The organism is Pseudomonas sp. zfem004, assembly GCF_032621715.1.
Classification (GTDB): Bacteria; Pseudomonadota; Gammaproteobacteria; order Pseudomonadales; family Pseudomonadaceae; genus Aquipseudomonas; species Aquipseudomonas sichuanensis.
The window spans coordinates 28,993-41,668 of record NZ_JAVYJF010000008.1; the positions used below are offsets into that span (position 1 = coordinate 28,993).

13 protein-coding genes are annotated in these 12,676 nt (G+C 67.2%); 3 read left to right on the top strand and 10 right to left on the bottom strand.

Translation table 11 applies throughout. The features are described 5' to 3' along the window. The first annotated feature begins 57 nt into the window (after positions 1 to 57). Entirely contained in the window at positions 58 to 1,122 is a 1,065-nt protein-coding gene (hemE, locus tag RTH46_RS10860; protein ID WP_153788044.1) for a uroporphyrinogen decarboxylase, read from the top strand. 164 nt (positions 1,123 to 1,286) lie between these two features. After that, on the top strand, positions 1,287 to 1,634 hold the full coding sequence (locus RTH46_RS10865) for a YgiW/YdeI family stress tolerance OB fold protein (protein ID WP_028689103.1): 348 nt from the start codon (positions 1,287 to 1,289) through the stop codon (positions 1,632 to 1,634). 185 nt (positions 1,635 to 1,819) lie between these two features. Here the strand turns inward: RTH46_RS10865 and RTH46_RS10870 are convergent, their stop codons facing one another. Further along, positions 1,820 to 3,061, bottom strand: a complete 1,242-nt coding sequence (locus RTH46_RS10870) for an MFS transporter (RefSeq protein ID WP_153788043.1) — start codon at positions 3,059 to 3,061, stop codon at positions 1,820 to 1,822. A gap of 111 nt (positions 3,062 to 3,172) precedes the next feature. On the opposite strand from RTH46_RS10870, the gene RTH46_RS10875 reads away from it, so the two are divergent. Continuing rightward, positions 3,173 to 4,075: a LysR family transcriptional regulator gene (locus RTH46_RS10875; protein ID WP_316905677.1), complete on the top strand. Its 903-nt coding sequence runs from the start codon at positions 3,173 to 3,175 to the stop codon at positions 4,073 to 4,075. A 5-nt stretch (positions 4,076 to 4,080) separates the two neighbouring features. Here the strand turns inward: RTH46_RS10875 and RTH46_RS10880 are convergent, their stop codons facing one another. The 9 genes from RTH46_RS10880 to RTH46_RS10920 are packed head-to-tail and all read right to left on the bottom strand — an operon-like array spanning position 4,081 to position 12,649. Then, on the bottom strand, positions 4,081 to 4,884 hold the full coding sequence (locus RTH46_RS10880; RefSeq protein WP_153788041.1) for a hypothetical protein: 804 nt from the start codon (positions 4,882 to 4,884) through the stop codon (positions 4,081 to 4,083). 25 nt (positions 4,885 to 4,909) lie between these two features. After that, positions 4,910 to 6,136, bottom strand: a complete 1,227-nt coding sequence (locus tag RTH46_RS10885) for a beta-ketoacyl-ACP synthase (RefSeq protein ID WP_316905678.1) — start codon at positions 6,134 to 6,136, stop codon at positions 4,910 to 4,912. After that, positions 6,136 to 6,864, bottom strand: a complete 729-nt coding sequence (fabG, locus tag RTH46_RS10890) for a 3-oxoacyl-ACP reductase FabG (RefSeq protein WP_153788039.1) — start codon at positions 6,862 to 6,864, stop codon at positions 6,136 to 6,138. The genes RTH46_RS10885 and fabG overlap by 1 nt, the downstream gene beginning before the upstream one ends. Beyond that, on the bottom strand, positions 6,857 to 7,327 hold the full coding sequence (locus RTH46_RS10895) for a hotdog family protein (protein WP_153788038.1): 471 nt from the start codon (positions 7,325 to 7,327) through the stop codon (positions 6,857 to 6,859). Before RTH46_RS10895 ends, fabG begins: the two co-directional genes overlap by 8 nt. Beyond that, positions 7,324 to 8,517 (bottom strand): beta-ketoacyl-[acyl-carrier-protein] synthase family protein, encoded by a 1,194-nt coding sequence (locus RTH46_RS10900; RefSeq protein ID WP_316905679.1) that lies wholly within the window; start codon positions 8,515 to 8,517, stop codon positions 7,324 to 7,326. Before RTH46_RS10900 ends, RTH46_RS10895 begins: the two co-directional genes overlap by 4 nt. Beyond that, positions 8,514 to 8,999 carry a DUF3261 domain-containing protein gene (locus RTH46_RS10905; protein ID WP_153788036.1) on the bottom strand — a complete coding sequence of 162 codons (486 nt, stop codon included), beginning with the start codon at positions 8,997 to 8,999 and terminating at the stop codon, positions 8,514 to 8,516. The genes RTH46_RS10900 and RTH46_RS10905 overlap by 4 nt, the downstream gene beginning before the upstream one ends. Next, positions 8,996 to 9,736, bottom strand: coding sequence for a class I SAM-dependent methyltransferase (locus RTH46_RS10910; RefSeq protein WP_316905680.1), 741 nt, complete (start codon positions 9,734 to 9,736; stop codon positions 8,996 to 8,998). The genes RTH46_RS10905 and RTH46_RS10910 overlap by 4 nt, the downstream gene beginning before the upstream one ends. Further along, positions 9,733 to 12,054 carry a hypothetical protein gene (locus RTH46_RS10915; protein WP_316905681.1) on the bottom strand — a complete coding sequence of 774 codons (2,322 nt, stop codon included), beginning with the start codon at positions 12,052 to 12,054 and terminating at the stop codon, positions 9,733 to 9,735. Before RTH46_RS10915 ends, RTH46_RS10910 begins: the two co-directional genes overlap by 4 nt. Continuing rightward, the gene (locus RTH46_RS10920; RefSeq protein WP_153788053.1) at positions 12,044 to 12,649 is read right to left on the bottom strand and encodes an outer membrane lipoprotein carrier protein LolA; all 606 of its coding nucleotides are present in this window, start codon (positions 12,647 to 12,649) and stop codon (positions 12,044 to 12,046) included. The genes RTH46_RS10915 and RTH46_RS10920 overlap by 11 nt, the downstream gene beginning before the upstream one ends. Positions 12,650 to 12,676 lie beyond the last annotated feature (27 nt).

The window sequence follows — 12,676 nt, forward strand, 5'->3', positions numbered from 1 at the left end:
CGTGCCTTTTACGTCGGCGTCTGAGAAAATGCCCGCACTTTTTTTCCGGATGCCGACATGACTGCCCTGAAGAACGATCGTTTCCTGCGTGCACTGCTCAAGCAACCCGTAGACGTCACCCCGGTGTGGATGATGCGCCAGGCCGGCCGCTACCTGCCGGAGTACCGCGCCAGCCGCGCCAAAGCCGGCGACTTCATGAGCCTGTGCATGAACCCGCAGTTCGCCTGCGAGGTGACCCTGCAGCCGCTGGACCGCTACCCGCTGGACGCGGCGATCCTGTTCTCGGACATCCTCACCATCCCCGATGCCATGGGCCTGGGTCTGTACTTCGAAACCGGAGAAGGCCCGCGTTTCAAGAAGGTCATCAGCACCCCAGCCGACATCGAGGCGCTGCCGATCCCCGACCCACAGAAAGACCTGGGCTACGTGATGGACGCGGTCAGCACCATCCGTCGCGAGCTCAACGGCCGTGTACCGCTGATCGGCTTCTCCGGCAGCCCCTGGACCCTGGCCACCTACATGGTCGAAGGCGGCTCGTCGAAAGACTTCCGCAAGACCAAGGCCATGGCCTATGACAACCCGCAAGCCCTGCACCTGCTGCTGGACAAGCTGGCGCAGTCGGTCACCAGCTACCTCAATGGCCAGATCCTCGCCGGTGCCCAGGCCGTGCAGATCTTCGACACCTGGGGCGGCAACCTGTCGGCGGCGGCCTACCAGGAGTTTTCCCTGGCCTACATGCGCAAGATCGTCAGCGGCCTGATCCGCGAGCACGAAGGGCGCAAGGTGCCGGTCATTCTGTTCACCAAAAATGGCGGCCTGTGGCTGGAAAGCATCGCCGAGGCCGGTGCCGACGCACTGGGCCTGGATTGGACCTGCGAGATCGGCGACGCCCGCCGCCGCGTCGGTGACAAGGTGGCGCTGCAGGGCAACATGGACCCGACCGTGCTGTACGCCAAGCCCGAAGCCATCCGCAACGAAGTGGCGCGTATCCTCGCCAGCTACGGCAAGGGCAGCGGCCATGTGTTCAACCTGGGCCACGGCATCACCCCTGAAGTCGATCCGGAGCACGCTGGCGTGTTCATCAACGCCGTACACGAGCTGTCGGCGCAGTATCACCAGTAATCGTCAGGCCTATCGCGGGGCAAGCCCGCTCCCACAGTGTTCAGTGAACCTGTGGGAGCGGCGGTTCGGCGCCCCGACTTGCCCCGCGATTTTTTGCATTAAGTTTCAATTCAGCGATCGTCGGTAATCTGGTCCCATCAAAACGCAAACAGGACCCGATCACCATGAAAGCCCGTTACCTGCCCCTGATCCTCGCCCCGCTGTTCAGCACCGCTGCCCTGGCCGCCGGCTACACCGGCCCTGGCGCCCAGGCCGTGACCACCGTCGCTGCCGCCAACGACGCCGCCGACGACACCCCGGTTGTGCTGCAAGGCTTTGTGACCAAGAAGATCAACAACGATGACAAGTACGAGTTCAAGGACAACACCGGCACCATCACCGTCGAGATCGACGATGAAGACCTGCCGCCGACGCCGTTCAACGACAAGACCAAGGTCAAGCTGACCGGCGAGGTGGAGAAGCACCTGATGAGCCGTGAAGTGGATGTGGATATCGTCGAGATCATCAACTGATCCGAAGCTTCAAGCTTCAAGCTTCAAGCTTCAAGCTTCAAGCTTCAAGCTTCAAGCTTCAAGCCTCAAGCCTCAAGCCTCAAGCTTCAAAGCGTGGGAGCGGGCTTGCCCCGCGATGGCGTCAGCAGGTGCATTCTTCGTTTGCTGATATGACGTCATCGCGGGGCTAGCCCGCTCCCACGCTTTCAAGCTGATTTCGGCGCCAACTTGCTCAAGTGCAGCGCCACCAGCAGGGCCACTGCCAACAGGCTGCCGATGAACAGCCCAATGCCATTCCAGCCCCACTGGTGCCAGAACACCCCGCCCGCTGTCCCCGCTACGCTCGACCCCGCGTAATAGCAGAACAGGTACAGCGACGACGCCTGCCCCTTGGCTTTAAGCGCTCGCCGGCCAATCCAGCTACTGGCCACCGAATGCGCGCCGAAGAAACCAAAGGTGAACACCAGCATGCCGACGATGATCAGCGCCAGCGGGCTGGCCAGGGTCAGCAGCAGGCCGCCGGCCATCACCAGGATGCTGGCCCAGAACACCTTGCGCCGTCCCAGCTTGTCGGCCAGCGCGCCAACCTGCGCCGAGCTGTAGATCCCTGACAGGTAGACCACCGAGAGCAGGCCAACCAGCGCCTGGTTCATGTGATAAGGCCCGGCCAGCAGGCGGTAGCCGATGTAGTTGAACAGGGTGACGAAGGCACCCATCAGCAGGAAGGCTTCGAGGAACAGCCAGGGCAGCCCGGCGTCCTTGAAATGCATGACGAAGCCGTCCAGCAGGCTGCGCGGGTTCATGGCCTGGGGGCGGAAGTTGCGCGACTCGGGCAGCACCTTCCAGAACACCACGGCCGCCGCCAATGCCAGGCCACCGATCACCAGCATCGCCGTGTGCCAGCTGACGAAGTCGATCAGCACCCCGGTGATCAGCCGCCCGCTCATGCCGCCGATGGCGTTGCCGCCGATGTACAGGCCCATGGCCAGGCCGATGTGCTGGGGGTGGATCTCCTCGCTCAGGTAGGTCATCGCCACCGCCGCCAGGCCACTCAGCGCCAGGCCCACCAGCGCGCGGCTGGCCAGCACCAGCTCCCAGCTCGGCATCACCGCGCTGGCCAGGGTGGCCAGGGCCGCGCATAGCAAGGCGCAGACCATCACCGGCTTGCGCCCGATACGGTCGGAAATCGGCCCGGTGACCAGCAGCCCGATGGCCAGCATGGCGGTGGACACCGACAACACCAGGCTGCTCTGCGCCGCGTTGATGGCGAACTCCTGGGACAGCAGCGGCATCATCGGCTGCACGCAATACAGCAGGGCAAAGGTGGCGAAGCCGCCGCTGAACAGCGCCAGCACGGTTTTCATGAAGGCGGGCGTGCCTTTCTCGATCCAGATGTCGTTGAAGGCAGGTTCAGGTTCGACGGGCAGGGGGGCGACGGCGGATCTCACGGAGGGTACCTCGGGGCGTTGCGATGGAAAAATCATATAGCTGGCTAATGATTAGATCCAATATATTGTTCGACCTGTTTAAGACGTTTCACGACCTGTTCGGAGCCGATCATGGAGCTGCGTCACCTTCGTTATTTCATCGCCGTGGCCGAAGAGCTGCACTTCGGCCGCGCCGCCCAGCAACTGGGCATCTCGCAACCACCGCTGAGCCAGCAGATCCAGGCCCTGGAGCAGGAGCTGGGCGCGCGGCTGTTCGAACGCACCAACCGTCGGGTCGAGCTCAGCGAGGCCGGGCGGCTGTTCCTCGACGAAGCCCGCCAGGTGCTGGCCCAGGTGGAAAAGGCCGCCGACGTGGCCCGGCGTGCGCAACTGGGGGAGCTGGGTGAGCTGAAGATCGGCTTCACCTCCTCGGCGCCCTTCACCTCGAAGTTGCCCAAGGCGCTGCACGCGTTCCGCCAGCAGTTCCCGGCGGTGCACCTGAACCTCAAGGAAATGAGCAGCCGCGATGTCGCCGAAGCGGTGCTCGACGAGGCCATCGAAGTCGGCCTGATGCGGCCGATGCCCCTGCCCCAGGGGCTGGAGGTCAACGAATTGCTGCGCGAGCCGTTGGTGGCGGTGATCAATGCCTCCCACCCGCTGGCCGCAGGCAGCGAGCAGGGCCTGTACATGCAGGCACTGGCCGACGAGCCGTTCGTGTTCTTCCCGCGCAGCTACGGCAGCGGCCTGCACGCGCAACTGCTGAGCCTGGCGCGCCAGGCCGGCTTCAGCCCGCACTTCGCCCAGGAAGCGGGTGAGGCGATGACCATCATCGGCCTGGTGTCGGCGGGGTTGGGTGTGTCGGTACTGCCAGCGTCGTTCCAGCGCATGCGCATCGACGGGGTGGTCTACAGGACCTTGCTGGACGAGGGCGCCGACACCGCCGTGTGGCTGGTGCGGCGTGTCGGCGAGGGCTCGGCGATGGCGCGCGCTTTCGCCGAACTGCTGGGCGGGCAGCGGATCACGCCACCCGCCTGAGCCGGTCAGTCGACGTGGGCCAGCTCGCCGCGCAGGGCCACCGCGCTGACCAGCATGCCGGCGCGGCACTGGAACTTCTCCGGGTCCTTGTACAGGTCGCGCTGGTCGACGCTGGCGATGTTCACCACGGCGTTGGCGTCAGCTTCCTGGGCGGCACGCTGCAGGGTTGCCAGCGCCGATTGCAGGGCCCAGAAGCAGGCCTCGCTGTCGCTCTTGTTGCTGCCGTTGGTCTTGCGGCTGCTGCTCACCGTGCGCAGGGTGCGCACCGAGGTCGGCAGTGCTTCGCCGGCCAGGTAGAACTTCACGCTGCCGTCGAGCAGGCCGGCTTCGGTGGCGCGTTTCACACCCTCGCGAAAGCTCAGGTAGGTCGGCCCGTCGACGCCCTGGTTGACGATGCCCAGCGCGTTGACCGCCTCGATGTCCGGGTTGAACGACAGCTCCTTGAGCACGTTGTCGCGCAGGCGGTTGATCCAGCGGTTGTAGTTGCCGTGGATCTTGCCGTCCTTGTAGTCCAGGCCCCAGCTGCTGCGGTAGACGATCTGGAATTCGGTGGGGCTGTAGGGGATATCGACCTCGGCGTGGTGGCGGCCGCGCACGGTGATGGCCGCCTTGACCATGCCCGGGCGCACCGACTGGACGACCCACTGGCGGTCGTTGAGCGCGGTGACGATTGCCCGTTTCATCTGGTCGTCGCTGAAGTTCAGGCTGCTGGCGAAGTCTTCCTTGGCGTTGTACACCGGCTTGCTGGTGCACCCGGTGAAGATCAGGGCCATGGCCAGCAAGGCGAGGGTGCGGTGAATCCGAGTCATTCCTTTCACTCCGTGGTTTTGCGTGTCAGCGCCAGCGGCGGAAGATCAACGAGGTGTTGACGCCGCCGAAGGCAAAGTTGTTGTTCATCACGTATTCGTGGCTCATGGCGCGGAAGGCGCCTTGCAGGTAGTCGAGCTCGCCGCACTGCGGGTCGACCTTGTCGAGGTTGAGCGTGGGGGCGTACTGCTCGCGGTTCATCATCTCGATGCTGAACCAGGATTCCAGGGCGCCGCAGGCACCCAGGGTGTGGCCCAGGTAGCTCTTCTGCGAGCTGATCGGCATGTGCGGCCCGAACAGGCTGCTGGTGGCCAGGGTCTCGGCGATATCGCCTTGCTCGGTGGCGGTGCCATGGCCATTCACATAACCGATCGCCTCTGGCGCCAGGCCCGCGTCTTCCAGCGCCAGTTCCATGGCCCGGCGCATGGTCGCCTGCTCGGGCCGGGTGATGTGCTGACCGTCGGCATTGCTGCCAAAACCCACCACTTCGGCGTGGATCCGCGCGCCACGGGCCAGGGCATGCTCCAGCTCTTCGAGCACCAGCATGCCGCCGCCCTCGCCGATCACCAGGCCGTCGCGGTCGAGGTCGTAGGGGCGTGGGCTCAGGTGCGGGGTGTCGTTCTTCAGGCTGGTGGCATAGAGTGCGTCGAAAACCATGGCCTCGGTGGGGCACAGCTCTTCGGCACCGCCGGCGAGCATCAGCGGCAGGCGCCCGAACTTGATCGCTTCATAGGCATAGCCGACACCCTGGCTGCCGCTGGTGCAGGCGCTGGAGGTGGGGATCAGGCGCCCGGTCAGGCCGAAGTAGATGCTGATATTGGCCGCTGTGGTGTGCGGCATCATGCGCACGTAGGAGTTGGCGTTGAGCCCCTCCGAGGTGGAGTTGAGCAGCATGTTGCCGAAGGTCTTGATCTCGTCGGTGCTGCCGGTGGACGAACCGCAGGCCACGCCCATGCGCCCGTCACGGATGCTCGGGTCGTCGAGCAGCCCGGCGTCGGCCAGCGCCCGCTCGGCCGCGGCCACCGCCAGGCGCGACACCCGGCCCATGCTGCGCAGTTGCTTGCGGGTCCAGTGCGCGGGCACCTGGAAGTCATCGATGGGCCCAGCCAGGCGTGTATTGAGCTCGCTGTAGCGGTCCCACTCGTCCATGCGGCGGATGCCGCTGCGCCCGGCGGCGAAGTGCGCGGCGATGCTCTCCCAGTCGTTGCCCAGGGCGGTAATGCCGGCCATGCCGGTGACCACGACGCGGCGCATCAGCACAGCCCTCCATTGACCGCCAGCACCTGGCGGGTGATATAGGCCGCCTCGGGCGACATCAAAAAATTCACCGCGCCGGCCACTTCTTCCGGGGTGCCCATACGCCCGGCCGGGATCATCTTCAGCAGTTCATCGACCGGCACGTTTTCGTCGAGCATGGCCGTGTCGATCAGGCCGGGGGCCACGCAGTTGACCGTGATGCGGCGCTTGCCCAGCTCGATCGCCAGGGCCTTGGCGGCACCGATCAGGCCGGCCTTGGAGGCGCTGTAGTTGACCTGGCCGCGGTTGCCGATCAGCCCCGACACCGAGGTGATGCAGACGATACGCCCCGGCGCGCGGCGGCGGATCATCGGCATCGTCAGCGGGTGCAGGACGTTGTAGAAACCGTCGAGGTTGGTGCGCATCACCTGGTCCCAGTCGTCGTCGGTCAGCGCCGGGAAGGCGCCGTCGCGGGTCAGCCCGGCATTGCACACCACGCCGTAGTAGGCGCCGTGGGCTTCGACATCGGCTTCCAGCACCGCCTTGCAACTGGCGCGATCGGCCACGTCGAACTGCAGCACCCGGGCCTGCTGGCCGAGTGCGCGCACTTCGGCGGCCACGGCGTCGGCCTCGGCACGGCCGCTGCGACAATGCAGCACCAGGTCGAAGCCGGCCTGTGCCAGGCGCAGGGCAACGGCCCGACCGATGCCACGGCTGGAGCCGGTAACGAGAATGCTGTCAGTCATGCTGTGGTTCCTCTGGGCCGGTTTCGGCCAGGTAGCGGTCGGGCTGTGGCGGGCGGTATACATTCAGGCGGGCCGTGGCATGGATGCCGGGGCCGCGCAGGTGGCATTCGAACACCCCCATGCCGTTGTCGTCTTCCAGCGAGCGCTGCGCGTGGATCAGCAGTTCGGCGCCGGCGGGGAAGTGCTCGACGGCGCATTCGAACTTGCGCGTGCCGAGCAGAAAGCCCAGCTCCACCGGTAGGCCCAGGCGACGGGCGCGGCAGCCGGCGAAGGCGGCCACGCTCTGGGCCATCAGCTCCAGGCCCAGCCAGGCCGGCAGGCTGCCGTCGGCGCGATTGAACAGGCCGCCCGGGCGCACCGTGGTGCGGGTGTGGATCTGCTCGTCGTCGCAGCTGTCGATCTGCTCGATGAGGATCATGTCACCGGCATGGGGCAGCAGCTCGGCCAGGGGCCAGGGGATCATGGGGCGTCTCCGAGAATCAGGCTGACATTGTTGCCGCCAAAGGCGAACGAGTTGCTCATCAGGTAACGCGGGCGCTCCAGCGCAAGCCGTTGGTTGCCATCGACCAGCGCCAGGGCCGGCAATCCCGGGTCCTGCTGGCCGTCCCAGGCATGTGGCGGCAGCAGGCCCTGCGGGTTGTGCCCGCTCAGGGCCAGCCAGCAGAACGCCGCTTCCAGCGCGCCGGCAGCGCCCAGGGTGTGGCCGGTCATGGGCTTGCTCGACGAGCAGGGCAGGCCGGCGCCGAACAGGCTGTGCACGGCCAGGGCCTCCATGGCGTCGTTGTGCACGGTGGCGGTGCCGTGCAGGTTCAGGTAGTCGATCTGCGCTGGCGCAAGGCCGGCATTGTCCAAGGCTTTGCCCATGGCCTGCAAGGCGCCTTTGCCGGTGGGCTCCGGCGCCGAGATATGGTGGGCGTCGGAGCTGGCGCCGGCGCCCAGCAGCGCGATACGCGGGCCTTGCAGGTTGGCCTCGCGGGTCATCAGAAACAGCGCCGCGCCTTCGCCGATGTTGATGCCGGCGCGGTTGCGCGAGAACGGGTTGCAGCGGGTGTCGCTGACCGCCTCCAGGGCACTGAAACCGTTGAGGGTCAGGCCGCACAGGCTGTCGACGCCGCCGCACAGCACCGCGTCGCACAGCCCCAGGTCGAGCAGCCGGCGCGCGCTCATCAGCGCCCGGGCGCTGGAGGTGCAGGCGGTGGAAATCACATAGGCCGGGCCGCTCAGTTGCAGCCAGTCGGCGAGGAAGTTGGCCGGGGCGCTGAGCTCTTGCTGGGCGTAACGGTAGCCCTCGGGAAAGCGCTGCTCGCGCAGGTAGTGGGCGATGCCGTCGCTGGCCTCGGCGATCCCCGAGGTGCTGGTGCCCAGCACCACGCCGAGCCGATGGGCGCCGTGGCGCTCGATCGCTTCACGGATAGCCGGTTCGATCTGCAGCGCGGCGCTGTACAGCAGCTGGTTGTTGCGGCTGTGGTGTTCCGCCAGCGGCAGCTCGGGCAGCGGGGTAGCGACGGCGCCCACCGGCAGGCTGCGCGCGGGCACCCAGCCCGCTTGCGACAGCATGCCCGAACAGTCGCCGGCAAATAGCCGGCGGGCGATATCGGCCTGGTCGTGGCCGAGGGCACAGACCAGGCCCAGGGCATTGAGATAGGCGCTCATGGAGTGTTCTCGTCGGGCAACGGGCTGACGTGATAACGCAGCCCTTGGCCCAGGTTCAAGGTAAAGGTATCGGCGCCCTGATAGCGCACCTGCCAGCGCTCGCCGAGCCAGCGTCGGTCATCCTGCTGGCGGGCCTGGGGGTAGGCCTGTGGCAGTTGCTGCGCCGGGGTCAGGGCGAACAGCACGGCGGCGAACAGCTCGCGCGCCGCCGGGTTCGGCGGTAGCAGCCCGTCGGCCTGCCACTGCTGGCCATCGAGCAACTGGCGGGCCTGGGGGATGCCCAGCAGATCGAGCAGCGACCAGCGCAGGCGGGTGTCTTCGCGCTGGATCACCAGCAGCCAGTCCTGGCGTTGCCCGGCCTGCTCCCGTTCGACGTGCAACTGGCGTGGCAGTTCCAGCGCGGGCGCTTGCTCAGGCAAGGGCGGTCGCGCGGCGCAGGCACCGAGCAACAGGCAGCAGAGCATGGCCAGCAAGGCTTTCATGGGGTCTCCTGCGCTTTGCGCGCGACCACGTTGAGCAAGGTCTCTTCGCGTTGCCCGACCGGCGGTGGGTTACGCAGCCCGAAGCGTTCGAGCAGACCGAAGTCCTTGGCGCGGCTCCACCACAGGTACGGGTACGAGACATGCCGTGGCGCAAACTCGAAGCCTTGGGCGCTGAGCATCTGCAGGTAGCCCTCGGCACTCTTCTGAACATGCATCGGGTGGCGGAACAGCCAGCGGATCACCCAGGTATCGATATACGCCTCGGTGGACTCGGCGAACAGCAGGTAGCCACCCGGCTTGAGCACCCGGTGGAATTCGGCCAGGGCTTTTTCCTGTTCCACCAGGTGGTGGAAGGTCTGGTGGCAGAACAGGATATCGACGCTGGCGTCGGCGTAGGGTAGCGCGGCGCAGTCGCTGCCATGCAGTTCCACCGCGATGCCCAGGCGTTCGGCCTCGGCGGCGCTGAGCGCCAGGCTGTGCGGGTCGGCGTCGGTGCCCAGCAGGCGCGAAGGGGCGAACACCTGGTGCAGGTGGCGGAACGACTTGCCCTGGCCGCAGCCGACATCCAGCAGCACCGGCGCGGCCGGCGGGTTGCCGTCGAACAGCCGGCGCAGGTCGTTGATTGCCACCCGCAGCACATGGTGCTGCCAGGTGTGGCTGCGCAGGAACCAGAACCCGAAACGGGTTTCCTCGACATAGGTGTCGCTGAAAAAGGCCTTGGACGTGCTGCTGTTCATGGCGGTGGATGCGCTCCTTCGCGGGGGGCGGCCCAGGGGGCCAGCAGGAAACTGAAAGCCAGGCCCAGGCTTACCGCCAGGCCGAAGTTGCTGACTGCCGGGGTGCTCGACAACGCCAGCAGGCCGAACGACAGCCAGGTGGTCACTGCCGCCAGCAGGGTGCCCAGCAGGCTCACGGCGGCGCCGCCGATGCGCTCGTGCATGAGGATGGCGTAGTCGACGCTGATGGCCGTCACCAGCAGCAGGCCGAACAGGCTGAACAGGGTCAGCGGCTGGCCCAGCCAGCCGAGGCTGGCCAGGCTGCATAGTGCCGCCAGCAGCGGCAGGGCGACGATGCGCAGGGCGCCGCGCAGGCCGAACGGCAGCACCAGCAGCACCACGATCAGCAGGCACGACAACAGCTTGAGTTCGGCGGCGCTGAGCTGGGTGGCGGCGAACAGCTGGTTCAGCTCGCCGAGGCGGTCGACCAGTTGCACGCCGGGCAGGTCGTCGGTCTGCAGGCGCAGCAAGGCGGTGTCGCCCAGGCCTTGCAGACTGACGATGGCGGCCACGCCATCGCCGTCCGGGCCCAGCCACAAGGGCCGCCAGGCTTCGCCCAGCGGGCCGGCCAGCACTTGGTCGATGCTTTGCGGCGGCAGCTGTTGCAGGTGCTGGAGCTCGCCTGCCAGCGCGGCCTCGGGCACGCCGAGCGCCAGCAAGGGTTGCCAATGTGCTGGCAACTGGCCGAGGGCCTGTTGCAGCTGGGCCTGTTGCGCAGGGCTGGCGAGCAGCTGGCTGAGGCTCATGTAGCCTTTGAGCTTGCCCAGCTCGACCAGTTCGCCCAGCTTGCCGCTCAGCGCCTGCAGGCGTACGAGCAGTTGCTGCGGATCGTTGCCGCGCACCAGGTAGAACTGGCTGGTGGGCTGATAGCCGGTGATGCGCGCCACGGCCTGGGCCTCTTGCAGCAACTGCGGCGGGCTGGCGACCCACTGGCGGATGTCGTTGCGGCTGTCCAGGCGCCACAGGCCGGCGGCGCAGAACAGCAGCACCAGGATCAGCAGCACCGCGCTCGGCACCTTGGCCAGCAGGCGTTCACGCAGCCTGGTCAGGGATTGCGCGATGCGCAGCGGCCACTGCGCCGGGCGCAACTCGACGCCTGCAAGCAGCGCGGGCAGCAGGCACACCGCGCCGAGGTAGGCGCCCAGCAGCCCGGCGGCGGAAAACGCGGCGATCTGGGTCAGCGCCGGGAACGGCGTGAACGCCAAGGCCAGGTAGCCGATGACGCTGGTCGCCAGGCTCAGGCTCAGCCCCGGCAAGGTCAGGCGCAGGGCCGGCCAGCTGTGCCAGGGCTTGAGGCTCCAGCTCTTGGACAGGTAGTGCAGCGGGTAATCCACCGCCACGCCGATCAGGCTCGAGCCCAGCACCAGGGTCATCACATGCATCTGCCCGAACAGCGCCACGCACACCACCGCGCCGAACAGCATGCCCACCAGCACCGGCACGAAGGCCAGCAGCACGCGCCAGCGCCGGAAGGCCAACAGCAACAGCAGCAGGATGCCCAGTGTGGCGCCACCGCCGACCCAGGTGATCTCGCGGCTGGCCTGCTGCTGGCCGGCGGCGGCGTACAGCAGGCCGCTGGCCGCCAGCAGCCGGGCACCGTGCTGGTCGGCGTCGAGGCGGCTGGCTGCGAGCAGCTCGGCCACCTGCAATGGCAGGTGCATGTCGAAGGCGTTGCCCTGGGTGCGTGCCCGCAGCAGTACCCACTGCTGGCCGTCGGCCTCGGCGACCAGCGCACCGCTGGCGGTATCCAGCTGCACGTTGACCGGCATCGGCTGGCTGTTCTGGATGCGCCCGGTCAGGCCCAGCCAGTCGTCCTGGCTGGGTACCAGGCTGAAACCGGCGAAGGGGTCGAACAGGCTTTTCACGCGCTGTTCGATGAAGGCCTGGGGCTGGGTGATCAACTGCTCGCGGTCGTTCGCCGAGAGCAGGGCCAGGCGGCCTTGCAGCAGTTGCGCGCGCAATGCCGACAGGTCGGTCTGCAGGCTCCACTGGACCTTTTCAAACAGGCCACTGGCTTGCCATTGCGTGGCCAGGCGCTCGGTCAGGGCCAGTGCCTGTTCACGTTCGGGGTGGCCTACCAGCACCAGAATTTCGCGGTTGAGCGGCTCTTGCATGCGCTGTTCGGCCCGCAAGACCTGCGGGTCCTGGGTGGCGCCGGGCACCAGGGTCATCAGGTCGGCCGACAGCGGCGCGCCGCGGTGCCACTGCCAGCCGGCGATGGCCAGCATCACCAGCAGCAAGCCGAGGAACAGGCGCGGCAGCAGGCGTTCAGTCGGCAAAATCGCTGCGCTCCGTGTCGCTCAGGGCCGCTGCGGCGGTGCTGGCCGGCATGCGCAGCACGGTGCTGTCGCCCTGGGTTTCGCTCAGCTCGATGCGCTCCACATACTGCCCGCCGGCGATGTCGATGCGGTTGAACACCTGTTTGAGCAGCAGCGAGCGCGGCGTCAGGCGCAGTTGCCAGTGCCCGGCGTCGCCGGACAGGGCCAGTTCGAAATCACGTTGCAGGCCACTGCTGTCGCCCTGCAGCACGGCGAAGAACAGGCGGTTCTGCTCGGCCCCGGCGCTGCGGCTGGGCAGGGTTTGCCAACCGTTCGGGTCGCGCCGGGCGATGCCTTTGGCGTCGATGCGGTAATCCTGGCGCAGCGGGGTGTCCAGCAGCCACAGCAGGCCGTGGTCACGGGCGAGAACGAAGCGACCCTTGCTCAGCAGCGGCTGGGGCAGGGCGCGCAGGTGTTTTTCCTGGATGAACGGGCCCTTGACCACGGCGGGCTGGCTGAGCTGCTTTTGCAGGTCGTCGAGGCTGAAGGCCAGGGTCAGGGGGCTGGCGAGCAGCAGGCCGAGCGTGATGAGGAAGCGGGCCGCGTTGCGGCCCATCGCCGGCAAGCCGGCTCCCACAGGAAC

Excerpts from the sequence above, each read along its gene's own strand:
- RTH46_RS10900 (WP_316905679.1), bottom strand. The coding sequence starts at position 8,517 with ATGAGCGCCTATCTCAATGCCCTGGGCCTGGTCTGTGCCCTCGGCCAC.
- RTH46_RS10880 (WP_153788041.1), bottom strand. The coding sequence starts at position 4,884 with ATGACTCGGATTCACCGCACCCTCGCCTTGCTGGCCATGGCCCTGATC.
- RTH46_RS10895 (WP_153788038.1), bottom strand. The coding sequence starts at position 7,327 with ATGATCCCCTGGCCCCTGGCCGAGCTGCTGCCCCATGCCGGTGACATG.
- RTH46_RS10910 (WP_316905680.1), bottom strand. The coding sequence starts at position 9,736 with ATGAACAGCAGCACGTCCAAGGCCTTTTTCAGCGACACCTATGTCGAG.
- RTH46_RS10905 (WP_153788036.1), bottom strand. The coding sequence starts at position 8,999 with ATGAAAGCCTTGCTGGCCATGCTCTGCTGCCTGTTGCTCGGTGCCTGC.
- RTH46_RS10865 (WP_028689103.1), top strand. The coding sequence starts at position 1,287 with ATGAAAGCCCGTTACCTGCCCCTGATCCTCGCCCCGCTGTTCAGCACC.
- hemE (WP_153788044.1), top strand. The coding sequence starts at position 58 with ATGACTGCCCTGAAGAACGATCGTTTCCTGCGTGCACTGCTCAAGCAA.
- RTH46_RS10920 (WP_153788053.1), bottom strand. The coding sequence starts at position 12,649 with ATGGGCCGCAACGCGGCCCGCTTCCTCATCACGCTCGGCCTGCTGCTC.
- RTH46_RS10885 (WP_316905678.1), bottom strand. The coding sequence starts at position 6,136 with ATGCGCCGCGTCGTGGTCACCGGCATGGCCGGCATTACCGCCCTGGGC.
- RTH46_RS10875 (WP_316905677.1), top strand. The coding sequence starts at position 3,173 with ATGGAGCTGCGTCACCTTCGTTATTTCATCGCCGTGGCCGAAGAGCTG.
- fabG (WP_153788039.1), bottom strand. The coding sequence starts at position 6,864 with ATGACTGACAGCATTCTCGTTACCGGCTCCAGCCGTGGCATCGGTCGG.